Origin of the sequence: Bradyrhizobium sp. 41S5, assembly GCF_011516665.3 — a bacterium.
In the GTDB taxonomy this organism is placed as follows: domain Bacteria; phylum Pseudomonadota; class Alphaproteobacteria; order Rhizobiales; family Xanthobacteraceae; genus Bradyrhizobium; species Bradyrhizobium quebecense.
In genome coordinates this window covers 98115-119491 of the sequence record NZ_CP083721.1, presented here as the reverse complement: position 1 = coordinate 119491, position 21377 = coordinate 98115, and the positions used below count along the sequence as shown (strand labels likewise).

24 protein-coding genes and 1 tRNA gene are annotated in these 21377 nt (G+C 64.9%); 12 read left to right on the top strand and 13 right to left on the bottom strand.

Annotation, left to right across the window (positions count from 1 at the left end):
• Positions 1–72: 72 nt before the first annotated feature.
• On the bottom strand, positions 73–270 hold the full coding sequence (locus HAP47_RS00600; RefSeq protein WP_018269337.1) for a Trm112 family protein: 198 nt from the start codon (positions 268–270) through the stop codon (positions 73–75).
• Positions 271–376: 106 nt separating this feature from the next.
• Positions 377–913: a TetR/AcrR family transcriptional regulator gene (locus HAP47_RS00595; protein ID WP_173639881.1), complete on the bottom strand. Its 537-nt coding sequence runs from the start codon at positions 911–913 to the stop codon at positions 377–379.
• A gap of 93 nt (positions 914–1006) precedes the next feature.
• Here HAP47_RS00595 and HAP47_RS00590 point away from each other — a divergent pair, with 93 nt between their 5' ends.
• The 4 genes from HAP47_RS00590 to HAP47_RS00575 all read left to right on the top strand — a co-directional run bounded on the left by HAP47_RS00590 (position 1007) and on the right by HAP47_RS00575 (position 2755).
• On the top strand, positions 1007–1357 hold the full coding sequence (locus HAP47_RS00590) for a hypothetical protein (RefSeq protein ID WP_173639882.1): 351 nt from the start codon (positions 1007–1009) through the stop codon (positions 1355–1357).
• 11 nt (positions 1358–1368) lie between these two features.
• Positions 1369–1719 (top strand): enoyl-CoA hydratase-related protein, encoded by a 351-nt coding sequence (locus HAP47_RS00585; protein WP_231168702.1) that lies wholly within the window; start codon positions 1369–1371, stop codon positions 1717–1719.
• Positions 1720–1911: 192 nt separating this feature from the next.
• Positions 1912–2190 carry a PepSY domain-containing protein gene (locus HAP47_RS00580; protein ID WP_173639883.1) on the top strand — a complete coding sequence of 93 codons (279 nt, stop codon included), beginning with the start codon at positions 1912–1914 and terminating at the stop codon, positions 2188–2190.
• 10 nt (positions 2191–2200) lie between these two features.
• Entirely contained in the window at positions 2201–2755 is a 555-nt protein-coding gene (locus tag HAP47_RS00575; RefSeq protein WP_173639884.1) for a cytochrome b/b6 domain-containing protein, read from the top strand.
• Positions 2756–2771: 16 nt separating this feature from the next.
• Here the strand turns inward: HAP47_RS00575 and HAP47_RS00570 are convergent, their stop codons facing one another.
• Both HAP47_RS00570 and trxA read right to left on the bottom strand, forming a co-directional pair.
• Complete coding sequence (locus HAP47_RS00570; RefSeq protein ID WP_092121146.1) at positions 2772–3446, bottom strand: LON peptidase substrate-binding domain-containing protein; 675 nt, start codon at positions 3444–3446, stop codon at positions 2772–2774.
• 30 nt (positions 3447–3476) lie between these two features.
• A complete protein-coding gene (gene trxA, locus HAP47_RS00565; protein WP_173639885.1) occupies positions 3477–4397 on the bottom strand; it encodes a thioredoxin in 921 nt (306 codons plus the stop codon).
• A 239-nt stretch (positions 4398–4636) separates the two neighbouring features.
• On the opposite strand from trxA, the gene HAP47_RS00560 reads away from it, so the two are divergent.
• The 5 genes from HAP47_RS00560 (at position 4637) to HAP47_RS00540 (ending at position 8153) form a co-directional block, all read left to right on the top strand.
• Positions 4637–5092 (top strand): SRPBCC family protein, encoded by a 456-nt coding sequence (locus HAP47_RS00560; RefSeq protein ID WP_173639886.1) that lies wholly within the window; start codon positions 4637–4639, stop codon positions 5090–5092.
• A gap of 160 nt (positions 5093–5252) precedes the next feature.
• Positions 5253–5327 (top strand) — tRNA-Gly (locus HAP47_RS00555).
• A 30-nt stretch (positions 5328–5357) separates the two neighbouring features.
• Entirely contained in the window at positions 5358–5825 is a 468-nt protein-coding gene (locus HAP47_RS00550) for a DUF2865 domain-containing protein (protein ID WP_231168700.1), read from the top strand.
• A 269-nt stretch (positions 5826–6094) separates the two neighbouring features.
• The gene (locus HAP47_RS00545; RefSeq protein ID WP_173639887.1) at positions 6095–7372 is read left to right on the top strand and encodes a PQQ-dependent sugar dehydrogenase; all 1278 of its coding nucleotides are present in this window, start codon (positions 6095–6097) and stop codon (positions 7370–7372) included.
• Between the two features lie 202 nt (positions 7373–7574).
• The gene (locus HAP47_RS00540) at positions 7575–8153 is read left to right on the top strand and encodes a c-type cytochrome (RefSeq protein ID WP_173639888.1); all 579 of its coding nucleotides are present in this window, start codon (positions 7575–7577) and stop codon (positions 8151–8153) included.
• 165 nt (positions 8154–8318) lie between these two features.
• On the opposite strand, the gene panE is transcribed toward HAP47_RS00540, so the two are convergent.
• The 4 genes from panE to HAP47_RS00520 all read right to left on the bottom strand — a co-directional run bounded on the left by panE (position 8319) and on the right by HAP47_RS00520 (position 12247).
• Positions 8319–9239, bottom strand: coding sequence for a 2-dehydropantoate 2-reductase (panE, locus tag HAP47_RS00535; protein WP_173639889.1), 921 nt, complete (start codon positions 9237–9239; stop codon positions 8319–8321).
• Between the two features lie 117 nt (positions 9240–9356).
• On the bottom strand, positions 9357–9962 hold the full coding sequence (locus HAP47_RS00530; protein ID WP_173639890.1) for a 2-hydroxychromene-2-carboxylate isomerase: 606 nt from the start codon (positions 9960–9962) through the stop codon (positions 9357–9359).
• 121 nt (positions 9963–10083) lie between these two features.
• The gene (locus HAP47_RS00525) at positions 10084–11448 is read right to left on the bottom strand and encodes an MATE family efflux transporter (RefSeq protein WP_210285285.1); all 1365 of its coding nucleotides are present in this window, start codon (positions 11446–11448) and stop codon (positions 10084–10086) included.
• A 211-nt stretch (positions 11449–11659) separates the two neighbouring features.
• Positions 11660–12247 (bottom strand): DUF2239 family protein, encoded by a 588-nt coding sequence (locus HAP47_RS00520; RefSeq protein WP_173639891.1) that lies wholly within the window; start codon positions 12245–12247, stop codon positions 11660–11662.
• 131 nt (positions 12248–12378) lie between these two features.
• On the opposite strand from HAP47_RS00520, the gene HAP47_RS00515 reads away from it, so the two are divergent.
• A complete protein-coding gene (locus HAP47_RS00515) occupies positions 12379–13044 on the top strand; it encodes a glutathione S-transferase family protein (RefSeq protein WP_173639892.1) in 666 nt (221 codons plus the stop codon).
• Positions 13045–13052: 8 nt separating this feature from the next.
• On the opposite strand, the gene HAP47_RS00510 is transcribed toward HAP47_RS00515, so the two are convergent.
• The gene (locus HAP47_RS00510; RefSeq protein WP_231168698.1) at positions 13053–13478 is read right to left on the bottom strand and encodes a DUF1330 domain-containing protein; all 426 of its coding nucleotides are present in this window, start codon (positions 13476–13478) and stop codon (positions 13053–13055) included.
• A gap of 104 nt (positions 13479–13582) precedes the next feature.
• Between HAP47_RS00510 and HAP47_RS00505 the strand changes: the two genes are divergently transcribed.
• Complete coding sequence (locus tag HAP47_RS00505) at positions 13583–13918, top strand: GIY-YIG nuclease family protein (RefSeq protein ID WP_173639894.1); 336 nt, start codon at positions 13583–13585, stop codon at positions 13916–13918.
• 1 nt (position 13919) lies between these two features.
• On the opposite strand, the gene HAP47_RS00500 is transcribed toward HAP47_RS00505, so the two are convergent.
• From HAP47_RS00500 to ggt, 3 genes are all read right to left on the bottom strand, one after another.
• Positions 13920–14816 (bottom strand): SDR family oxidoreductase, encoded by an 897-nt coding sequence (locus tag HAP47_RS00500; RefSeq protein WP_173639895.1) that lies wholly within the window; start codon positions 14814–14816, stop codon positions 13920–13922.
• 185 nt (positions 14817–15001) lie between these two features.
• On the bottom strand, positions 15002–16300 hold the full coding sequence (locus HAP47_RS00495) for an MFS transporter (RefSeq protein WP_173639896.1): 1299 nt from the start codon (positions 16298–16300) through the stop codon (positions 15002–15004).
• A 174-nt stretch (positions 16301–16474) separates the two neighbouring features.
• On the bottom strand, positions 16475–18214 hold the full coding sequence (gene ggt, locus HAP47_RS00490; protein ID WP_173639897.1) for a gamma-glutamyltransferase: 1740 nt from the start codon (positions 18212–18214) through the stop codon (positions 16475–16477).
• A 126-nt stretch (positions 18215–18340) separates the two neighbouring features.
• Between ggt and HAP47_RS00485 the strand changes: the two genes are divergently transcribed.
• Positions 18341–19720: an MFS transporter gene (locus HAP47_RS00485; RefSeq protein ID WP_173639898.1), complete on the top strand. Its 1380-nt coding sequence runs from the start codon at positions 18341–18343 to the stop codon at positions 19718–19720.
• A 47-nt stretch (positions 19721–19767) separates the two neighbouring features.
• Here the strand turns inward: HAP47_RS00485 and purH are convergent, their stop codons facing one another.
• Positions 19768–21360 (bottom strand): bifunctional phosphoribosylaminoimidazolecarboxamide formyltransferase/IMP cyclohydrolase, encoded by a 1593-nt coding sequence (purH, locus tag HAP47_RS00480; protein WP_173639899.1) that lies wholly within the window; start codon positions 21358–21360, stop codon positions 19768–19770.
• Between the last annotated feature and the right edge of the window lie 17 nt (positions 21361–21377).

The following is a 21377-nucleotide window of genomic DNA, read 5'->3' as shown; positions in this document are numbered from 1 at the left end:
TGGAGCACGATCTCAGCGCAAACGCTTGCGTTTGTCGCGGGAAAACCGCTGCACACTTTTCCGGATCATGCTCTAGTCGATCTTGCGCGCCTCTTCCGGCAACATGATCGGGATGCCGTCGCGGATCGGATAGGCAAGCTTTGCGGAGCGCGAGATCAGCTCCTGCCGCGCGGCGTCGAACTCCAATGGTCCCTTGGTGATCGGGCACACCAGGATTTCGAGCAGTTTCGGGTCGGCGGTGCTCTCGAGGTGGTCGGTCGTCGAATTCATGGATGTCTCCGACTGGAGCGTTTTCGAGCGAAGTGGGCACCGGTTCGCGTGAAGAAAACGCGTTAGGGTGAACTGGCCGTCGTGTAGCACATTCTCGTGTCAGCTGTCAGCGCTTGGTCATCCGCAACAGCTCGTCGATTGCGGCCTGCTGACGCGGCTTCGGCAGCGTCCGCTCTGACAGCGCGTAGCCGATGAACGCCCAATAGAAGATCTGCGCCCGGCCGCGCGCCACGCCGTCGGGGAATCCGGCATGCCGGAGCAGGGTTTCGATATAGCCGATGCGGCGCTGGTCGACTTCGAGCACGGCGGCGCGCGCCGCGGCATCGGCGGTGGCCCAGCTGCGCACCGCGCGTTCCAGCGCCAGCCGCGCCGAGAAGGTCCGGCGCAGCAGGAGCGCCAGCGCGTCGCCGCTTTCCGCAACGGTCTCGAGCTCGGCGATCACCTGCTCGGCGGCAACCTCGCGCCAATGGTTGAGGATCGCGGTGCGGTAGGCGCCGATGTCGGCGAAATGCCAGTAGAAGCTGCCGCGAGAGACCCCCATGGCCTTGGCCAGCGGCTCGGCCTTGAGCGCCGTGAAGCCGTGCTTCGCCAGCGTCTTCAGGCCCTGATCGAGCCAGTCCTTGACCGAGAGTTGTTCCGTCATGGTTCCCCGTCCGCGTCCCGAACATACACAAGTGTATTGACAGGAGCCAGCGGCCGGTATCCTATCCATACAGTACTGTATGGAGGCATCGCGATGCGTGATCTTCTGCTGCAAAGCGCTGGAATCATCGCCATCCTGGTCAGCCTGATCCATGGCGTTCTCGGCGAGACCAAAGTGTTCGCACGCGCCACCGTCGAACCACCGCGGCTGCGTCTCTTGCTTCGCCTGGTCTATCAGGCCGGCACGGTCGCCTGGGTCGGCGGCGGTGTGCTGCTGGTCGCCGCGCCGGCGATGGCCTCCGATGCCGCGCGGCACTGGATCGTGGCAACGCTCGCCATCGTGTTCGGCAGCGCCGCGCTCGCCAATGCAGTCGCGACCCGCGGCCGGCATTTCGGCTGGATGGCGATGAGCGCCGTCGTGGCGCTCGCCGCCGCGGGCTACTAGCGGGCGCGATCATGACGACCGATCGCATCGGCCTGAGCATAGCCAACGGCGTCGCTGACGTCCGGCTCAACCGTCCGGACAAGCTCAATGCGCTCGATCCAGCGATGTTCACCGCGATCGCTGACGCGGGCGCACAACTCGCAGACAACCCAAAGGTTCGCGCCGTTGTGTTGTTGGGCGAAGGGCAGGCCTTCTGCACCGGCCTCGACATGGAGCGCCTGGTTGCAACGACGGAGGGCTCAGCGTTCGGCGGCGGCTTTCAGCTGATGCTCGGTGCCGACATCAGATATCTCGCGCCAGCCACGCGTCTTGCCATCGGTTCGTCGCAAGCGACGGCGTTCGGGGCGCGCGGACTCGCATGAGGCGTAAGGCCGCAGCAAGCGGTCAAGACCAAATTGCGCGTGGAGCGCAAAGCGGTTTTAGCGACCGTTAGAATTTCTCTAAAGCGTGCCGCGTCCGCGCTTCCTTGACTTGGCAATCACCTCGGCATTGTTCACGCATGTGCTCAGCGCGATCGCGTTGTGGGCACGATCGTCAGCGGAGGGGAGATACGCGTGAGAGTGATTTTCAGCGCTGCGCTTGCAGCGTGCGTTCTGGGGCTTTTGGGATCGGCGGCGTTCGCCGATGGCTACAAGACTTGCACCAAGCTCGACAAGACGTCGTGGAAGCCGGCAAGCGATGCCGAAGCCAAGGCCAAGGCGGCGGGCTACGAGGTGCGCCGCTCGAAGGTCGAGGGCTCCTGCTACGAAGTGTACGGCGTCAAGGAAGGCAAGCTCTACGAGCTGTTCTACAGCCCGGAAGATCTCAGCCTGAAGCACACGATCGCGAAGTGAAGCAGACGCGATGACGAAGGCGGCGCCCGGCGCCCGCAGCGCCACCACCGTGCAGGTCTGGGACCTGCCGCTGCGGTTCTGGCACTGGGCGCTCGCCATCCTCGTCCTGGTCGCCTGGGTGACGCCCAACGTCTATGACCGGCTGCACCGGCTGGCGGGTTATGCCGTGATCGGGCTATTGGCGTTCCGGCTGATCTGGGGCTTTGCCGGCACGCGCTATGCGCGTTTCGGCAGGCTCGGCATTCGTCTGCGCGCCGCGCCGGGCTATATCTGGAATCTCCGCCGCGGCATCACCGGTCGCTATATCGGGCTCAATCCCGCGGGCACCGTGATGCTGGTGGCACTGCTGCTCACGCTCGCGGTCTCCGCGATTACGGGTGCAATGGAGGTCACCGTCCCCTTCTTCGGCGTCTGGTGGGTCGAGGACACCCACGCCTATGCCTCGGATGCGGTCATCATCCTGGTCGGGCTGCACGTGCTCGGCGTCATCGTGGTGGGATTGCTGCAGCGTCAGAACCTGGTGCGCGCGATGTTCACCGGGCGCAAGCAGCTTCGCAATCGTTAATCTGTCTCGCCGCGCCTCATTGCACCGGCGGGTCGCCGGAGGTGCGCTTCTTGGCGAGGTCCATCTCGGTGACCGCGATCAGGATCTCTGCGCGGGTCTTCAGGTCGGGCGCCTCGAGCATCGCCTGCTTCTCGGCCGGACCATAGGGCGACATCATCGCCAGCGCATTGACCAGCGCCTCGTTCGGCGCGGATTCGATGCCTTCCCAGTCGACCTTCAGATTGTTGGCTTCCAGGAAATCCGCCAGCACCTCTAGCAGCGCCTTGCGATCGACGGCGTCCTCGCCCTTGCGCGCGGTGAAGTCGCCGGCGAAGGAGAAGAAGTCGACCTTGCACTGCCGGTACGGCGTTTGCACGGTCAGCTCCTCGACAACCTTGAAGCGCGCGACGCCGGTCAGTTCGAGGATGTAGCGGCCGTCGCCGGATTCGGCGAGCTGGGTGATGCGGCCGACGCAGCCGACGCGGAACAGCGCCGGCTTCGCCTCCTTCTGCGAATGCGCCACGTCGGGCTGGATCATGCCGATCAGGCGGTGACCGTCGCGCAGCGCGTCGTCGATCATCGCGAGATAACGCGGCTCGAAGATGTTGAGCGGCATCTGGCCGCGCGGCAACAGCAGCGCGCCAGGCAGTGGGAACACCGGGATCACCTCGGGGAGCTCGCCGGGTCCGCGATATTCGGCATTGATAGGCATCTGCGGTCCCGGTGCTGTGATGGGCGTGCGTTACGAGAATAGAATCGTCGACAACCGCCTGCGCCCCTCGACGGTTGCCTCATCGGTGCCGCCCCACGCCTCGAAGAACTGCACCAGCTGCTTGCGCGCGCCGTCGTCGTTCCACTTGCGGTCACGCTTGACGATCGCGAGCAGCTGCTCGGTCGCTTCAGCGCGCTTGTTCATGGCATTGAGCGCGGTCGCGAGATCGAATCGGGCCTGATGGTCGAGCGGGTTTGCGGCGACTTTCTGTTCCAGCTCGGCGATCGGGCCGACCGACTGGGCCTGTTCGGCAAGATCGATCGCCGCCTGCACCGCCTTCACCGCGGCGTCATTGCGCTTGGATTCCGGCACCATCGCGAGCGTCTGCTTGGCCTGCTCGACCGCACCCGACGTGACGTAGCACTTGGCGAGGCCGGCCAGCGCCGCGATGTTGGTGGCGTCGTGCGCCAGGACCTCGGCATAGATCTGCGCCGCACCCTCGACATCGCCCTCGGCAAGCACGGCGTCGGCCTCGGCCAGGATCTCCGCAAGATTGGGCTCGCCGGCGGCGGGCACACCCTTGGTGATCTTCTCGATGAAGGCGTTGATCTGGCTCTCCGGCACCGCGCCCATGAAGCCATCGGCGGGCTGGCCGCCCACGAAGGCGATCACGGCCGGGATCGACTGGATGCCCATCTGGCCCGGAATCTGCGGATGCTCGTCGATGTTCATCTTGACCAGCTTGACCCGGCCCTTGGCGTTGCGAACCGCCTTTTCCAGCATTGGGGTGAGCTGGCGGCACGGACCGCACCACGGCGCCCAGAAGTCGATCATGACCGGCTGGCGGCGCGATTCCTCGATGACGTCCTTGACGAAGGTCTGGGTCGTCGTCTCCTTGATCAGATCGGGCGCTGCCTCGGGCGTGGGGCCGCCCTGCTCCATTATCGTCACGTTGTCCTCGCCTTGGTCTTCTGAGGTCGGAAAAATACGGGGGCGTTCTAGCACGCTCCGGACGGCGCGTTCAGCCGTTCTGTCAGCCTAGAGCATGCTCCCGGAACATGCTCAGTAAATGGCGGTCGGCCGGCAAAATTCAATCGCTTGCCGCCCGGCCTGTTCCATCGGAGATCGGGTGGGTTTGAGGTCCGGAACGGCCGACGATGGCGCTCCTTCATGGCAACAGGGGATCGCCCATGGCAAAGGCCTATTACAGCACCGTGTTCGAGCAGCCAGCCGGCGAGGTCTGGAAAATCATCCGCGATTTCAACAATTACCCGGTTTGGGTCCACGGTGCGGGCACCAGCGAGATCGAGGACGGCAAGTCCGGCGACACCATCGGCGCCGTGCGCAACGTCTTGTACCGGGAACGGCGGATCCGGCAGCGGCTGATCGCACAGTCCGACGTCGAGCGCTTCCAGACCTATGAATTTGCCGGTCCGCCGACCCTGCCGATGACGGACTTCAGCGCGACCCTCCGGGTGACCCCGGTGGTCGATGGCGACCGGGCCTTTATCGAATGGTGGGCAGTGTTCGATTGCGACGCGGACCGCCGCGTCGAACTGGCGCAGACGCTCGCCGGCGGGTTCGAGACCTGGCTCGAATCGCTCCGGGATGAGATGGCCCTGAGGCCGGTTCCGGCCGAAACATAAAAAGAAATCGTCGCGATGACCGGTTTCGGCCGATTCGGGGTCAATTTTTAAGGAAACCGTGCGATTTCGTGAAGTTCGGACCGCGCTCTTGTGTTGCATTCACAGACAGCATTTGGCATAGGTCTGCCGTTGCCGGCGAGCGATCGCCGCCATTTCGGATGCGGGTGTAGCTCAGTGGTAGAGCACGACCTTGCCAAGGTCGGGGTCGAGGGTTCGAGCCCCTTCGCCCGCTCCAAAATATCTCGCTGACCGAGCTGACAGTCTGATGAAGGCCCGCCCATTGGTGCGGGCTTTTTTGCTGTTCGGCAGCGCCGTGATCTCGCGGTCAAGATGCCGCGGCCCGGGATGGCCGCCTCTTCCCACTGCCGCGCGTGAGTGCGGCGGGACCTGCAAGGCGGTCTGCCCCGCCGCCGAGGTGAAGCTGCATTCCGGCTCCGATATCGCCAGCGCCAGAACCGAAGCGGGCGAGAGCTACAAGGCACTCGCAAATGCATTCCGATTCCGGCGCGAGGTTGTGCCGCGCTGTGCGTGCGTGCAGCGCGGGCGCGTCCACCGGACGTTCGCCAATTGCGATCGAGGACGACACGGCGCTTCGGACCGGCGACGTCGTCGCGGCCGTGACGGCTTCAAGATCGCGGTGATCACCAGTGGGCAGAAGTGCAGCCTGTTGTTCAGGCCGCTGTCGAGGGCCAAGGCGCAGACACTCGGGCGACCGCACCTCTCGTTGCGCTAGACGCGATCGCGAGCGTTAGCTTCGCTCGAATATTACACTGCGGTGCAGAATGCCTTGTTATCAGGCAGGCTCGCGCAGGAAAATTTCGTCTCAAATATCGTCTCAACTCGTTTTGACGCAGCGCACACCACTGCACGCGCTTTTCAGCGTCGTTGGATGTGCTACCATTTTGCCGTCTGATCTACCTCACAGACCGCCACCATCATCTCTCAGGGCGTTCAAAATCAATAACAGGCAAGCTGCAACGGCTTGCGTAGGGGAGTGACGCGATGAAATCGGCTTTCAATCGATCCATACTTGCGATCGCGGCGATTGCGCTGCTGGCGGGGACAACCTTCGCCAATGCGCAGCAACAAACCGACAAGAACCGGGCGCTGAAGAAGTACGAGTCCGGCACCAAGGAATTCTGGACCCATCCGCCGGATGACTGGTTCCTCGGCGACGAGACCGAAGCGCAGAAGGGCCTTGCCCCGCCGTCCGGTCCGCCGACCGGCGCTTCCGACGCCGAACTCGCCACCATGATGAAGAAGATCAAGCTGCCGCCGGGCTTCAAGATCGAGGTCTATGCCTCGAACGTGCTCGCGGCCCGGCAGATGGCCTGGGGCGACAAGGGCACGCTGTTTGTCGGCTCGTTCGGGCTCGGCAATGTCTATGCGATCAAGGACAACAACGGCAAAAAGGAGGTCAAGACCATCCTGAAGGGCCTCAACATGCCGACCGGCCTCGCGTTCCGCGACGGCGCGCTCTATGTCATCGCGGTCGACAAGCTGATCAAGTACGACAATGCCGAAGCCAATCTCGACAATCTCGGCAGCGGCAAGGTGGTGTATGACGACATGCCGTCCTACGCGGCGCATGGCTGGAAATACATCGCCGTCGACAAGGACGGCTGGTTCTACATTCCGTTCGGACCTCCCTTCAACATCGGCATCCCGCCGACCTCGGTGTCGCAGATACGCCGCGTCGATCCCAAGACCGGCAACGCGGAGATCTGGGCGCTCGGCGTGCGCAACTCGGTCGGCGGCGACGTCGACCCGCGCACCGGCAAGTACTGGTTCACCGAAAACGCCCGCGACTGGATCAGCGACGATCTGCCGAGCGACAAGCTCAACATGATCTCGAAGATCGGCGAGCACTTCGGCTATCCCTATTGCCACCAGGGCAACCTGCCTGACACCAAGTTCGCGATGGGTCACAAGTGCTCGGAGTTCACCCCGCCGGTCTACAATCTCGGTGCGCACGTGGCTCCGCTCGGCATGAAGTTCTATACCGGCAGCCAATTCCCGGCCGAGTACAAGAACAGCATCCTGATCGCCGAGCACGGCTCCTGGAACCGGCACAAGTACCAGGGCGGCCGCATCGTGAAGATCACCGCGAGTCCCGACGGCAAGAATGCCAAGCAGGAAATCTTCGCCTCCGGCTGGATCGAGGGTGACCAGGGCTATCTCGGTCGTCCCGCCGACATCCTGCTCGACAAGGATGGCTCCATCCTCGTCGCCGACGATTGGGCCGGTGCGATCTATCGCATCAGCTACAGCAAGAAGTAACGGTTGAAACGGTGCGAGGCTGCGGTGGCCAAGCGGCGACCGCAGCCTCAATCGCGATCAGCCGCGGAACCACCTCGTCGTGCCCGGACTTGATCCGGGCATCCATCCCGACAAAAACCCTTTAGCAAACGCGATGGATTGCCGGGCATCCTCGATCTGGTCGAGGACAAGCGCTCGGCAGTGACAGCCGGAGAAACTGATCATGCGTCATGCGTCGCTCGGAGTTCTGTCAGCGGCCATCCTGCTGGCATCGTCAGCCAATGCTGCCGACGTCGCCGCCGGCAAGGCGAAGGCCGAAATCTGCGCCGGGTGCCACGGCGACAACGGCATCTCGCAGACCGAGAATATTCCGTCGCTCGCCGGCCAGCTCGACCAGTTCATTCAATGGCAGCTGGTGTTCTTCCGCGCCGGTGCGCGCAAGAACGAGCAGATGCAGCCGATCGTCGAGCAGCTCAACAACGACGACATCCGCAATCTCGGCGCCTATTTCGCCTCGCTGACGCCGTTCAAGGGCGGCAAGGACGACAATCCGGAATTGTCCGAGAAGGGCAAGCAGGCCGCGGCCGGCCGCCGCTGCGCCTCATGCCACACCGATACCTTCGTCGGCACCAAGGCAGTTGCCCGCATCGCCGGCCAGCGCGAGGAATATCTCGTCAAGGCGCTGCACGACTACAAATCGGGCGCCCGCTCCGGCGGGGCGCAGGCGGCGATGGCCGATGTGGCGTATCCGCTAAGCGACGAGGAGATCACCGCGCTCGCGCATTATCTGTCGCATCTGTAGCCGTAAAATGGTCGTCGTCCCTGCGAGAGCAGGGACCCATACGCCGCGGCCTCTCGATTTGAAGCAGATGCGGTTGCTATCTAGTCGACCAATTGAAGCCGGTGGTTATGGGTCCCTGCTCGCGTGCGCAATTGCGCACTAGGCAGGGACGACACCGGTTGTGCGTTAGGCGCTTCGCTGCTTCTCATACGCCTTGAGATGCGTGTAGGCCGTGCGCAGCTTCGGTACCGGGATCTTGGCGGCATCGGCGCGGACGATCAGGTCGCCGATCACGTGATCGGCTTCGACCGGCAGCCCCGCCTTGATGTCGCGGAACATCGATGCGGTCATCGGCGAGCCTTCGGTGGTCAAGAGCCCGCGGGTGCGCTGGAAGAACGGGCCGCCCGGCGCGTGGCCGGCATCGGCCGCAATCGCGCTGCATTCGTCGAGGATGCCGAGCAGGAAATCCTTGCCGCCGGGTGCGGCCAGGATGTTGCCGACCGAGGTTCGCATCAGGCTGGTGGAGGCGGCGAGCGATGCCAGGAACACCCACTTCTCCCACATGTCCTGCATCACGTGCTCGCTGGCGGCCGCACCGTTGATGGCGGAGAAGGTCTCGGCGATCGCGCGCACCCGGTCCGACAGGCCGCCGGCGCGTTCGCCGAAGCCGAGCGACTGCATCGGCTGCAGCTGCACCACCTCGCGCTTCTCGTTCAGCGTCGCCGCGATCGCGCAGAGGCCGCCGAGCACGTGCTGAGCGCCGAATTTCTTGTCGAGCGCATCGAGATGCAACATGCCGTTGAGCAGCGGGATGATTGCGGTCTTGTCGCCGACACCAGGCGCAAACGACTTGATCGCGTCTTCGAGATCGAACGCCTTGCAGCTCAAGAGCACGACGTCGAATTTGTCCGAGAGCTTGTCGGCCTGCACGGCCGGCGGATTGTTCAAGGTGACATCGCCGTTCGGGCTCTTGATCACGAGCCCGGCGGAGGCGAGCTCGGAGGCGCGGCGGGGCCGGACGAGAAATGTGACGTCGCGGCCGGCCTGAAGCATCCGGCCGCCGAAATATCCGCCGATCGCACCGGCGCCGACCACGAGAACGCGCATGGGAATTTGTCCTTCTTTGTTGTTGCCCGGGGGAGGGGCGAATAGCGAACAGGGACTGGCGAGTAGATAAGGGCGTAAGCCCGCTATTCGCTACTCGCTATTCCCCATTCGCTCATCTCACTTTCCCGACACCAGTGCCTCGACTTCGCGCAGCTGCTCCTTGCCGAAGAAGATCTCATTGCCGACGAAGAAGGTCGGCGAGCCGAACGCGCCGCGCTCCACGGCGGCCTGGGTGTTCGCGATCAGCCTGGCCTTCACGTCGGCGTCCTGAGCGCGGGCGAACAGTTTGGCGGCGTCGAGGCCGGAGGCGGCGATGGCTTTGCCGGCCACTTCGGGATCATCCATCTTCTTCGGCTCGACCCACATGTGGTGGAAAGCTGCCTCGATGTATTTCTCGAACACGCCTTCGAACTGGGCGGCGACCGCCGCGCGCATCAGGTTCAGCGTATTGACCGGGAAGAACGGGTTCCAGGTGTAGGGCTTGACGTTGAAGCGCTTGAGGAAGCGCTCGGTCTCGATCTTCATGAATTCCGGCTTGTTCTTGACGCCCGCCAGCGTCTCGGCCGGCGACTTGTTGTTGGTGGCCTTGAAGATGCCGCCGAGCAGGATCGGGACATATTCGAACTTGACGCCGGTGCGCTGCTCGATCGCCGGGATCGCCTCGTGGCTGAGGAAGGCGTTGGGGCTGCCGAAATCGAACAGGAATTGCGGATTCTGGCTCACGGCGGTCTCTCCCTCGGCCTGTCTGGTCTGCGTTTGTTTGGCCTTTCTCGAGCATGGGCCTGCTGCCGCAGGCGCCATCAGGAGAATATGATACTCATCATGTGAGCAGCAGTGCGCGATGTCAAATCAGCCGCTTGATGGTCTGCTTGCGCCATACCAGGGCGTAATAGGCCATCTGCAGCACGAACATGGTTGCGAAGGTGGCGGGATAGGCGATCCAGATGCCGCTGATGCCGATGGCCCGGCTGAGCAGGACCGCGACCGGCACCTCGACCAGCGCCATGGCCAGGATCGAGATGAACAGCGGCATCCACACCGTGCCGCCGGCGCGCATCGCACCCGAGAACACCGTCGCCATGCCGAACAGCACCATGCTCCACAGCACGATGTACAGAAGCTGCTGCGCCAGCGCGAGCACCGTGCCATCGACGATGAAAAAGCCCATCAGGGGCCGCGCGAACAGATAGCCGAGCACCACCAGTCCGCCGGTCAGCGCGAGATTCATCTCGATCCCGGTCCGGACGATGGCGCCGACCCGGTTGGAATCGCCGCGGCCGATTGCCTGTGCGCCGAAGATCGACACGGATATGGCGATCGAGATCGCCGGAAACTGCACATAGCCGATCACCTGGTTGACCGCGCCATAGGCGGCGGTGGCCTCCGAGCCGAACCCGTTGACGAGGCCGAGCAGCACCAGTTCGGCGAGCGAGACCACCACCATGCCGATCGCGGTCGGAATGCCGAGCCGCAGCACGATGCGCAGCAGGGCGCCGTTCGGCCGCATCGCGCGCAGGAACGCGGCGTCGAAGGCCAGCGGATGCTTGTGCCGCAGCATGTGGATATGCAGCCAGAGCAGCGTGACGACGCCCGAGACCGCGGAGGCGATTGCGGCACTGGCGACGCCCAGCATCGGCAGCCCGAGCGAGCCGCGGATCAATGCGGGCGTCACCACGAGGCCGACGACGGTCGAGACCGTCAGCGCCACCAGCGGCGTCACGGTGTCGCCGACGCCGCGCATCATCGCCGCGAGCAGCAGGAATGCGAAGGTCACTGGCATCGTGATCATCATGATCCGCGCATACGACACCGCGGCGTCGAGAACGTCTGATGGCGTGGCGAGCGCGATCAACAGCGGGCGGGCGAACAGGCCGCCTGATATCGCGATCGCAAGCGCCAGCAGCAGGGTCACGGTCATGGTCGTGCCGGCGACCGCCTTGACGCGGTCGGGCTCGCCGGCACCCCAGGCCTGGCCGATCATGACCGAGGCGCCCGCGCTCAGGCCGATCACGAAGGAGATGAAGAAGAACATCACCGGAAAGAATACCGACGCCGCGGCGAGCGCGTCGACGCCGATCATCTGGCCGAGATAGATGCCATTGATGGTGCCGAACAGCGACTGCAGCACGTTGCTCAGCAGCATCGGCGCCAGGAACGACAGGAAGGCTTTGCGTAAGGAGGGAGGCTTGGACACGTTCAACTTCCACATATGGTACCGAGCTTATGCGGCTTGGTGAGTAGGTCAGGTCAGGCAGCGCACCACTGTCGTCCCTGCGAAGGCAGGGACCCATACGCCGCGGCTCTTGCAAAGGGCACGCGGCTAGTTCGACGCGCTGCAACTACTACGGTGGTGATGTGTCCCTGCTTTCGCAGGGACGACATCCCGTTCGCGGCTGCTCGTTGAAATACGGCATCGCGCATCAGTCCGCCTGATCGCTATAGGCGAGCCGGATCGCGTGGTCGCGGATATCGGCAGGCCAGTCCGCGATCAGCGTCGCAAAGCGCCGCCGGTCGTGCGCGAACAGCGCGCGGATCGCATCCTCGTAGTTTGGCCGGTTGCCGGCCATCGTCGTCATGAAGCGATAGGCGGCATCCTGCGCGCTGCGCGTGCGATCCTTGTCGCCGCTCGCGCGCCGCGCCTCGTCGATCAATTTGCGGATCGCAACCGATGCGCCGCCCTTCTGCTGGGCGAGCCAGTCCCAATGACGCGGCAACAGCGTGATCTCGCGCGCGACGACGCCAAGCTTCGGCCGTCCCGGACCGCGGGGCGCGGCCGGCGTTGCCGGCTCGTCGTCGCGCGGAGGCGCGAGCTTCGGCAGCCGCGCCAGCACGTCGTCGATCGAGCCGCGGAAATCGATATCGACCAGCGCCGAGGTGCGGCCGTTGAACACCAGGACCGCGGCATCCTCGCGCCGGTCGAGCAGCTGCTTGGCGGCGCGTGCAACCTCCGGGAGGTCACCGGCCGCGATGCGATGCTCGCCTTCGAAGGCGACATAGGCAGGATTCATGGTAGACCTCTTCGATTGCGCGACGTATTGCCCGGGTGATTTCCAGCAAGCACGGCGCATGGATCTCGACCTTCCTGTTCCCGGCTGGCACCACAAGCCGCCCGATTGCGCCGACATTTCAGAGGACGCCCATGCTGACGGTTCATCATCTCAACAATTCCCGCTCGCAGCGCGTGCTGTGGCTGCTCGAGGAATTGGGCGTGCCCTACGAGATCGTGCGCTACCAGCGGCAGCCCGACATGCGGGCGCCGAAGGAGCTGCGCGCGATCCATCCGCTCGGCAAGTCGCCTGTCGTCACCGACAATGGCAACACGATCGCGGAATCCGGCGCGATCCTCGAATACATCATCTCGACCTACGGCAAGGGCCGCCTGATCCCGCCGGCCGATACGCCGGAGCGGCTGCGCTACACCTATTGGCTGCACTATGCCGAAGGCTCGGCGATGACGCCGCTGCTCTTGAAGCTGTTGTTCACGCTGATGCCGAAGCGCGCGCCGGCGCTGCTGCGGCCGCTGGTGCGCAAGGTGTCGAACCAGGCGCTGTCCACGCTGGTCAATCCGCAGCTCAAGCAGCACATGGCCTATTGGGAAGGCGAGCTCGGCAAGAGCGAGTGGTTCGCCGGCAACGAATTCTCCGGCGCCGACATCCAGATGAGCTTTCCACTGGAGGCTGCCGCCGCGCGCGGCGGGCTCGCGGACGGACACCCGAAATGTGTCGCCTTCCTGGAGCGCATCCACGCGCGCCCGGCCTACGCGCGGGCGCTCGAGAAGGGCGGGCCGTACGAGGTTGGGCGCTAACTGATCGCTCATCGCGGCAGCTCGACCAGCGGCAGCAGCCGCGAATCGGCCAGCGCTGCCGTGCGGTGTCCGATGCCGGCGAGATAGGCCTCTGCCACCGCGAAGGCGAGGAACGCGCCGCGGCTCTTCTGCCGGATCAGCATCGCGCGATCCCAGCGCTCGCCCTCGGGACCGATCAGGAACGAGCCGCCTTCACCCATGAACAGGATGTCGCCGCCGCTCTTCCGCAGATGCGGCAGCGTGTGCGCGACATACCGGTCGTAGGCTTCCGCACCCGTGATCGGCCGCGGCGGGGCCAGCTCCGGGCTTTGCGAATAGTCGGCTATGTCGCGGAAGCGCAGCAGATTGAGCATCACCAGCTCGCCGGTGATCTCGCGTTGGGCAAAGTCGCGCCCGGCATTCCACGTCGGCTCCAGATGGCAGGTGGTGTCCATGTCAGCTCGTCCCATTCGCGTTCGATGCGATGTTTTATCCGGGTGTAATTGCCTTGTCAATAATACCCGGATATAACAGGTGCGCCGATACGACAGGAACCGCCATGAAGACCGATGACCGCAAGGTCGCCATTGCCGACTACAAGAAACGCGCGGCTGTGGCCGGCGTGTTCGCGATCCGCTGCCGCGCCACCGGGGAGGTCTGGGTCGGGCAGGCGCTCGATCTGGAGAAAATCCAGAACCGCATCTGGTTCACGCTGCGGATGGGCAGCCATCGCAATGCCGAGCTGCAGCGCGCCTGGTCGGCGCATGGCGCGGACCATCTCTCACTCGAAACGCTGGAGCGGATCGAGGACGAGGAGCTTGCCTATGTCCGCGATACGCTGCTGAAAGAGCGCGTGCAGCACTGGCGCGCGCAGCTCAACGCGTCCGCCGTCTAGATTAGCGCGACGCCTGCGCGCCGCCCGCCGACGGCAACGGCTGCACGGTGACGCCGGGCGGCGGCACATCGTCGTCGGGCACGAAGAAATCCGACATCAACGGCACCGAGGGATCGACGCGATAGCGCTCGAAGTCGCGCACGCCGTTGGCGTAGAGCACCTTGTCGTCGATACAGAAATTGCCGGTGAACTCGCGCGATGGCCGCGTGACGATCGCATAGGCCGCGTCGCCCATGATCTCCGGCGTGCGGCTGGCGCGCATCATGGCATCGCCGCCGAGCAGATTGCCGACCGCGGCGGTTGCGATCGTGGTGCGCGGCCACAATGCGTTGACCGCAATGCCGGCGGCTTTTTGCTCACCGGCCAGTCCGAGCACGCACATGCTCATGCCGAACTTCGCCATAGTATATGCGGTCGATTGCTCGAACCACTTGGCCTTCATGTCGAGCGGTGGCGACAGCATCAGGATGTGCGGATTCTCCGCCTTCTTCAGATGTGGGATGCAGTATTTCGACACCATAAAGGTGCCGCGGGTGTTGATCCCCATCATCAGATCGTAGCGCTTCATGTCGGTCGCCTGCGAATTGGTCAGGCTGATGGCGCTGGCATTGTTGACGCAGACGTCGATGCCGCCGAATTCGGCGACGGTCTGCTCGATCGCCGCCATCACCTGCGCCTCGTCCCTGATGTCGCAGACCACCGGCAGCGCCTTGCCGCCGGCGGCGCGGACCTCGTCGGCGGCGGTGTAGATCGTGCCCTTCAGCTTCGGATGCGGCTCGGCGGTCTTCGCCGCGATCGCGACATTGGCGCCGTCACGCGCGGCGCGCAGCGCGATCGCAAGCCCGATGCCGCGGCTCGCGCCCGAGATGAACAGCGTCTTGCCTTTGAGCGATGTCATGAGACGACTCCTCTTTCGTTAGGGACCCACGCTATCAGGGCTCCCTCCCCCCTTGCGGGGGAGGGTGGGGAGAGGGGTAAGCCACAGGCACTGTCTTCGCGGCCACCCCTCTCCCTAGCCCTCCCCCGCAAGGGGTGAGGGAACGAGGGAGCAAGCGTCGGGGCCATCGCGTAGCTGTTACAGCGTTACCCACCCGCATGCAGCACGCGGCCGCGCGTTTCCGGCAGCGCGTAGGCGGCGATGAAGAACACGGCATAGGCCGCCACCGCGAAGATCGCGATCGCGTTGGCCAGCGTGGTCGTGGTCGAGAGCGCGCCGACCAGGAATGGAAACAGCGCGCCGACGCCGCGGCCGAAATTGTAGCAGAAGCCCTGGCCGGAGCCGCGCAGCCGGGTCGGATAGAGCTCGGTCAGGAACGCGCCCATGCCCGAGAAATAGCCTGAGGCAAAGAAGCCGAGCGGGAAGCCCAGCACCCACAGCACCTCGTTGGACAGCGGCAGTTGGGTATAGAGCAGCACGATCGCGATGGCGCCGAGCGAGAAGATCAGGAACAGATTGCGCCGGCCGATCCGGTCGGCAAGCCAGGCGCCGACCAGGTAGCCGATGAAGGAGCCGATGATCAGCGTCGCGAGATAGCCGGTCGAGCCGACCACCGAGAGCTTGCGCTCGGTGGTGAGGAAGCGCGGCACCCAGAAGGTGATGGCGTAATAGCCGCCCTGCATGCCGGTGCCGACCAGCGAGGCCAGCACCGTGGTCTTCAGGATCGGCCCGTGAAAAATCTCCCACAATGCCGCGGGGCCGCTGCCGGATGCCTGCTGCTGCGCCATCGTCGCGGCGGAGATCTCTGGCTCGGTGACATAGCGGCGCAGATAGAACACCAGCAGCGCCGGCAGCGCGCCGATCACGAACATCCAGCGCCAGGCGTTCTCTGGCGGCAAGATCGAGAACAGGATCGCCTGCGCCAGCACCGCAAGGCCCCAGCCGATCGCCCAGCCCGACTGCACCGAGCCGACCGCGCGTCCGCGATATTGCGGCCGGATCGCTTCGCCGATCAGCACCGCGCCCGCCGCCCATTCGCCGCCAAAGCCCAAGCCGAGCAGCGCGCGGGCGATCAGGAGCTGGTCGAAATTCTGCACCACGGCGCAGACCAGCGAGAAGAACGAGAACCAGATGATGGTGAGCTGCAGCGTCTTGACCCGCCCGATCCGGTCGGAGAGATAGCCGCCGAGCCAGCCGCCGACGGCGGAGGCCAGCAGCGTCACGGTGCCGGCGAGCCCGGCAGTGCCGGCATCGACCTTCCACAGCGTGATGATGGTGCCGATCACCAGCGGATAGATCATGAAATCCATGCCGTCGAGCGTCCAGCCCGAGGCGCAGGCCCAGAACGTGCGCCGCTCCGGCAGGTTCATGTCGCGATAGAAGGCGAGGAGACTGGTGTCCTCGATCTCTGCGACTTCGATCGTTTTGGATTCGGCCGTGCTCATGCGCGTTCCCCGGAGAAATCTTTCACCGGCTGTTTGCGATCCGCGGCCGGAGTTGCGCGGACCGCCAATCTATCGCGATGTTGCAGGCCGGGCAAAGCGGCGTTTGCCCATCTAGGTCTTTAGTTTGAGCATGATCTTTTCGGAAAACCGCTTCGCACTTTTCCGGATCAAGCTCTAGTATCCTGCAGCCTCGGAGCCGCGTGTCCGCGGATCGGGCGCGCCGAGCAGGCCGCTGGTCGTGACGACGATCGAGTTCGCGGAGGAGTAGCCGAGCGGCTCGACCGGTTTGTGGCCCTTGGCGCGCAGCTCGGCGAGCACCTCGTCGGGAAAGCCGCGCTCGATCCGGACCTCGTCGGGCAGCCATTGATGATGCATGCGGGGCGCGGCGACCGCGGCCGCGATGTCCATCTTGTAGTCGATGACGTCGACGATGATCTGCGTCACCGCGGAGATGATGCGGCTGCCGCCCGGCGATCCCGTCACCAGCACCGGCTTGCCGTCCTTCAGCACGATGGTCGGCGACATCGACGATAGCGGACGCTTGCCGGGTCCGGGCAGATTGGCCTCGAAGCCGACCAGGCCGAAGGCGTTGGAGGCGCCGGGAGCCGCGGTGAAATCGTCGAGCTCGTTGTTGAGCAGCACGCCGGTGCCGTCGGCGATCAGGCCGACGCCGTAGGGGAAGTTCAGCGTGTAGGTGTTGCTGACGGCGTTGCCGCTGGCATCGACGACCGAATAATGCGTAGTGTTGTCGCCCTCATGCGGCTGCTTGGCGTTGCGCACATCGGTCCAGGGCGTGGCGCGGGCAAGGTCGATGGTCGCGCGCTGCCTGGCGGCATAATCCTTGTCGATCAGCAGCTGGGTCGGCGCGTCGACGAAGGCGGGGTCGCCGAGATAGCGGGCGCGATCGGCATAGGCCCGCTTCATCGCCTCGATCATGACATGCAGCGAGGCGGCCGAGCCCTGCTTCATGTCCGACATCGGAAAGCCTTCCAGGATGTTGAGTATCTCCAGCAGCACCACTCCGCCGGAGGAAGGCTGCGGCATCGAAACGATGTCGTAGCCGCGATAGGTACCGCGGATTGGCGTACGGATCACCGGCTGGTAGGCTTTCAGATCCGCGAGCGTAAAGATGCCGCCGGCATTCCTGATCGCGCTGACAAGCTTCTCGGCGACCGCGCCTTCATAGAAGCCGCGCGGTCCCTGCTCGGCAATTGCCGTCAGTACGCCAGCGAGATCGCCCTGGATCAGGCGGTCGCCCTCATGCAGCGGCGTGCCGTCGGCATGCGAGAACGTCCTGGCCGAGTTCGGCCAGCGCGACATGCGGCGATACATGTCCGACAGCGTGTCCGACGTATCGTCGGTGACGATGAAGCCGTCGCGGGCCAGATCGATCGCGGGCTTGACGATCTGCGCCAGCGTGAACTTGCCGGAGCCGTATTTCTCCAGCGCCAGCGCAAGGCCCGCGACCGTGCCGGGAACGCCGATCGCGAGCGCAGAGTTGCGCGACTTGTCCGGGTCCGGCTTGCCGTCGGCGTTCAGGAACATGTCGCGCGACGCGGCCTGCGGCGCGGTTTCGCGATAATCGATCGCGACATCTTCGTTGCGGCCGGCGAGATGGATCACCATGAAACCGCCGCCGCCGATATTGCCGGCGCGCGGATAGGTCACCGCCATCGCAAAGCCGGTCGCGACCGCGGCGTCGACCGCGTTGCCGCCTTGCAGCAGGATGTCGGTGCCGACCCGCGCCGCCAGCTTCTCCTGCGCCACCACCATGCCGTGTTCGGCGCGAATGCTTTGAATCGTATCGGTGGCTGAGGGCTCGTAAGCGCGCCGCTGCACCTGACCGAGGGCGGGTGTTGCGAGGCCGATCACGAGGAGAGCGGCAAACAGCCGTCGCGACATCGTTGGCGCCATCGAAATGTCCTGCCCTGTTCATCGCCGTATCAGCAAAATCGGCCCATGCTATATGGGAACGGACTGAAGCGGCGAAAGCCTGCCTGTGGTTCGAGTTGGGGAATATCTCTCGCGATGACGGCAACAATGCAGACGGGCACTGAGCATGCGAAGGCCTACACCAAGGTCTATCCTGGCCGCGCAGCCGTCGTCAGCTGGATCTTCTTCGACTGGGCCGCGCAGCCCTATTTCACGCTGATCACGACCTTCGTGTTCGCGCCCTATTTCGCGAGCTTCGTTGCGCCCGATGCCGCGAGCGGGCAGGCGCTGTGGGGCTTTGCCACCGCGGCCGCGGGACTGGCGATCGCGCTGCTGTCGCCGGTGCTGGGTGCGATCGCCGATGCCAGCGGCCGGCGCAAGCCGTGGATCGCTGTTTTCGGCGCGCTGCTGGTGATCGGCTCGAGCGCGATGTGGATCGGCAAGCCCGGCAATCCCGACATCATCCCGGCGCTGCTGCTCGCCTATGCGATCGCGAGCGTCGGCGTCGAGTTCGCGACCGTCTTCAACAATGCGATGATGCCGACGCTGGTGCCGCCGGACCGGATCGGGCGGCTCTCCGGCACCGGCTGGGCTACCGGCTATGTCGGCGGCATCCTGAGCCTCGTGCTGGTGCTCGGCTTCCTCGCCGCCAATGCCGAGACGGGCCGCACGCTGTTCGGCTTCACGCCGCTGTTCGGTCTCGATCCGGTCATGCATGAAGGCGACCGCATCACCGGGCCGCTGACCGGGCTGTGGTTCATCATCTTCGTGACGCCGATGTTCCTGTTCACGCCGGACTATCCGGCGAAGCGCCCGATGCGCGAGGCGCTCGGCGAGGGCCTGCGCGAGCTCAGGGAAACATTGGCCAGCCTGCCGAAGCAGAAATCATTGGCGCGGTTTCTGCTGGCCAACATGATCTACACCGATGGACTGGTTTCGCTGTTCGCGTTCGGTGGCATCTATGCCGCCGGCACGTTCGGCTGGGACACGATCCGGATCGGTACCTTCGGCATCATCCTCGCGGTCGCCGGCACGTTCGGCGGCTGGCTCGGCGGCAAGCTCGACGATGCGTTGGGGCCGAAGCGCGTGATCACCGGCAGCCTCGTGATCCTGCTGTTTGCGATCGTTGTGATCCTCACGGTGAACAAGGATTCCATCCTGTTCATCCCGGTCGCGCCGCCGGTGCCGGGCGGTCCGTTGTTCGCGGGCGCCGCCGAGCGCGCCTATATCGTGCTGGGTTGCCTGATCGGCGCCACCGGCGCGCCGCTACAGGCAGCCTCGCGCTCGCTCCTGATCCGGCTCGCGCCGAAGGATCGCATCGCGCAGTATTTCGGCTTGTTCGCGCTCACCGGCAAGGTGACGTCGTTCATCGGCCCGCTGCTGATCGGCGCGATCACGGCTGCGACCGCGAGCCAGAAATACGGCATGGCGGTGCTGGTGGGGTTCCTCGTGGTGGGGCTCGTGTTGCTGGGGAAGGTGCGCGAGTAAACCAGCGCGGTCGTCCCGGCTTTCGCCGGGACGACCGCGCTGAGAGTTTAGTGCCTAAAATGCCGCACGCCGGTGAACACCATGGCGATGCCGTGCTCGTCGGCGGCCTTGATCACCTCGTCGTCGCGCATCGAGCCGCCGGGCTGGATCACCGCGGTCGCGCCGGCCTCGATGCAGGCGAGCATGCCGTCGGCGAACGGGAAGAACGCGTCGGAGGCGACCACCGAACCCTTGGTCAGGGGTTCTGCGAGCTTCAGCTCGGCTGCCGCATCGAGCGCCTTGCGCGCGGCGATGCGCGCGGAATCGACCCGGCTCATCTGGCCGGCGCCGATGCCGACGGTGGCGAGATCCTTGGCATAGATGATGGTGTTCGACTTGACGTGCTTGGCGACACGGAAGGCGAATTTGAGATCGCGCAGCTCGGCATCGGTCGGCGCGCGCCTGGTCGCAACCTTCAGGTTCATGTCCTCGACGACCGCATTGTCGCGGCTCTGCACCAGCAGGCCGCCGGCAACGGTCTTGGCGGTGAGGCCTGTCGCACGCGCGTTCGGCAGGCCGCCGGCGAGCAGCAGGCGCAGATTGCGCCGGCCGGCGATGATCGAGATCGCCTCCTCGGTCGCATCGGGCGCGATGATGACTTCGGTGAAGATGCCGATGATGGCGCGCGCGGCATCTGCATCGAGCGTGCGGTTGACCGCGATGATGCCGCCATAGGCCGAGGTGGAATCGCAGGCGAGCGCGCGGGCATAGGCGGTCGCAAGATCCGGACCCTCGGCGACGCCGCAGGGATTGGCGTGCTTGACGATCACGCAGGCCGCGGTGCGCTGCGGGTCGAACTCGCCGACGCATTCATAGGCCGCATCGGTGTCGTTGATGTTGTTGTAGGACAGTTCCTTGCCCTGCAGCTGGCGTGCGGTCGCAACGCCCGGCCGCTTCTCCGGCGTGGCATAGAACGCCGCGGTCTGGTGCGGGTTCTCGCCATAGCGCAGCGACTGGATCAGCTTGCCGCCGAAGGCGCGGAAGTCCGGCGCCTTGGTGTCGAGCTGCACGGCAAACCAGTTCGAGATCGCGGCGTCATAGGCCGCGGTGCGCGCATAGGCCTTGGCGGCGAGCCGGCGGCGCAGGCCGAGCGAAGTCGCGCCCTTGTGCGCGGCGAGCTCGTCCAGCACGGCCTGATAATCCTGCGCCTCGACCACCACGGCGACGTCGTCATGGTTCTTCGCCGCGGCGCGAATCATCGCGGGGCCGCCGATGTCGATATTCTCGATGCACTCCTCGAAGCCGGCGCCTTTGTCGACGGTGGCCTCGAACGGATAGAGGTTGACCACCAAGAGGTCGATCGGCGCGATGCCGTGCGAGGCCATCGCCGCGGCATGTTCCTTGTTGTCGCGGATCGCGAGCAGGCCGCCATGCACCTTCGGATGGAGTGTCTTGACCCGGCCGTCCATCATTTCAGGGAAACCGGTGAGCTCGGAGACGTCCTTGACCTTCAGCCCGGCCGCCGCGATCGCCTTGGCGGTGCCCCCGGTCGAGACCAGCTCGACGCCATGGTCGGAAAGCGCCTTGGCGAAATCGATCAGTCCGGTCTTGTCGGAAACGGACAACAGAGCGCGGGTCACGCGGCGAAGCTGTTCGGTCATCTAGGAAATCCCTGGCT

Bases quoted from the DNA above. Each gene is read 5' to 3' on its own strand.
- HAP47_RS00550 (WP_231168700.1), top strand. From the start codon at position 5,358: ATGAAGGCCCGCCCATTGGTGCGGGCTTTTTTGCTGTTCGGCAGCGCC.
- HAP47_RS00520 (WP_173639891.1), bottom strand. From the start codon at position 12,247: ATGAATCCTGCCTATGTCGCCTTCGAAGGCGAGCATCGCATCGCGGCC.
- ggt (WP_173639897.1), bottom strand. From the start codon at position 18,214: ATGGCGCCAACGATGTCGCGACGGCTGTTTGCCGCTCTCCTCGTGATC.
- HAP47_RS00545 (WP_173639887.1), top strand. From the start codon at position 6,095: ATGAAATCGGCTTTCAATCGATCCATACTTGCGATCGCGGCGATTGCG.
- HAP47_RS00525 (WP_210285285.1), bottom strand. From the start codon at position 11,448: ATGTGGAAGTTGAACGTGTCCAAGCCTCCCTCCTTACGCAAAGCCTTC.
- panE (WP_173639889.1), bottom strand. From the start codon at position 9,239: ATGCGCGTTCTCGTGGTCGGCGCCGGTGCGATCGGCGGATATTTCGGC.
- HAP47_RS00590 (WP_173639882.1), top strand. From the start codon at position 1,007: ATGCGTGATCTTCTGCTGCAAAGCGCTGGAATCATCGCCATCCTGGTC.
- HAP47_RS00495 (WP_173639896.1), bottom strand. From the start codon at position 16,300: ATGAGCACGGCCGAATCCAAAACGATCGAAGTCGCAGAGATCGAGGAC.
- HAP47_RS00510 (WP_231168698.1), bottom strand. From the start codon at position 13,478: ATGGACACCACCTGCCATCTGGAGCCGACGTGGAATGCCGGGCGCGAC.
- HAP47_RS00505 (WP_173639894.1), top strand. From the start codon at position 13,583: ATGAAGACCGATGACCGCAAGGTCGCCATTGCCGACTACAAGAAACGC.
- HAP47_RS00500 (WP_173639895.1), bottom strand. From the start codon at position 14,816: ATGACATCGCTCAAAGGCAAGACGCTGTTCATCTCGGGCGCGAGCCGC.
- HAP47_RS00585 (WP_231168702.1), top strand. From the start codon at position 1,369: ATGACGACCGATCGCATCGGCCTGAGCATAGCCAACGGCGTCGCTGAC.
- HAP47_RS00570 (WP_092121146.1), bottom strand. From the start codon at position 3,446: ATGCCTATCAATGCCGAATATCGCGGACCCGGCGAGCTCCCCGAGGTG.
- HAP47_RS00540 (WP_173639888.1), top strand. From the start codon at position 7,575: ATGCGTCATGCGTCGCTCGGAGTTCTGTCAGCGGCCATCCTGCTGGCA.
- HAP47_RS00485 (WP_173639898.1), top strand. From the start codon at position 18,341: ATGCAGACGGGCACTGAGCATGCGAAGGCCTACACCAAGGTCTATCCT.
- HAP47_RS00600 (WP_018269337.1), bottom strand. From the start codon at position 270: ATGAATTCGACGACCGACCACCTCGAGAGCACCGCCGACCCGAAACTG.
- HAP47_RS00560 (WP_173639886.1), top strand. From the start codon at position 4,637: ATGGCAAAGGCCTATTACAGCACCGTGTTCGAGCAGCCAGCCGGCGAG.
- HAP47_RS00595 (WP_173639881.1), bottom strand. From the start codon at position 913: ATGACGGAACAACTCTCGGTCAAGGACTGGCTCGATCAGGGCCTGAAG.
- purH (WP_173639899.1), bottom strand. From the start codon at position 21,360: ATGACCGAACAGCTTCGCCGCGTGACCCGCGCTCTGTTGTCCGTTTCC.
- HAP47_RS00575 (WP_173639884.1), top strand. From the start codon at position 2,201: ATGACGAAGGCGGCGCCCGGCGCCCGCAGCGCCACCACCGTGCAGGTC.
- HAP47_RS00515 (WP_173639892.1), top strand. From the start codon at position 12,379: ATGCTGACGGTTCATCATCTCAACAATTCCCGCTCGCAGCGCGTGCTG.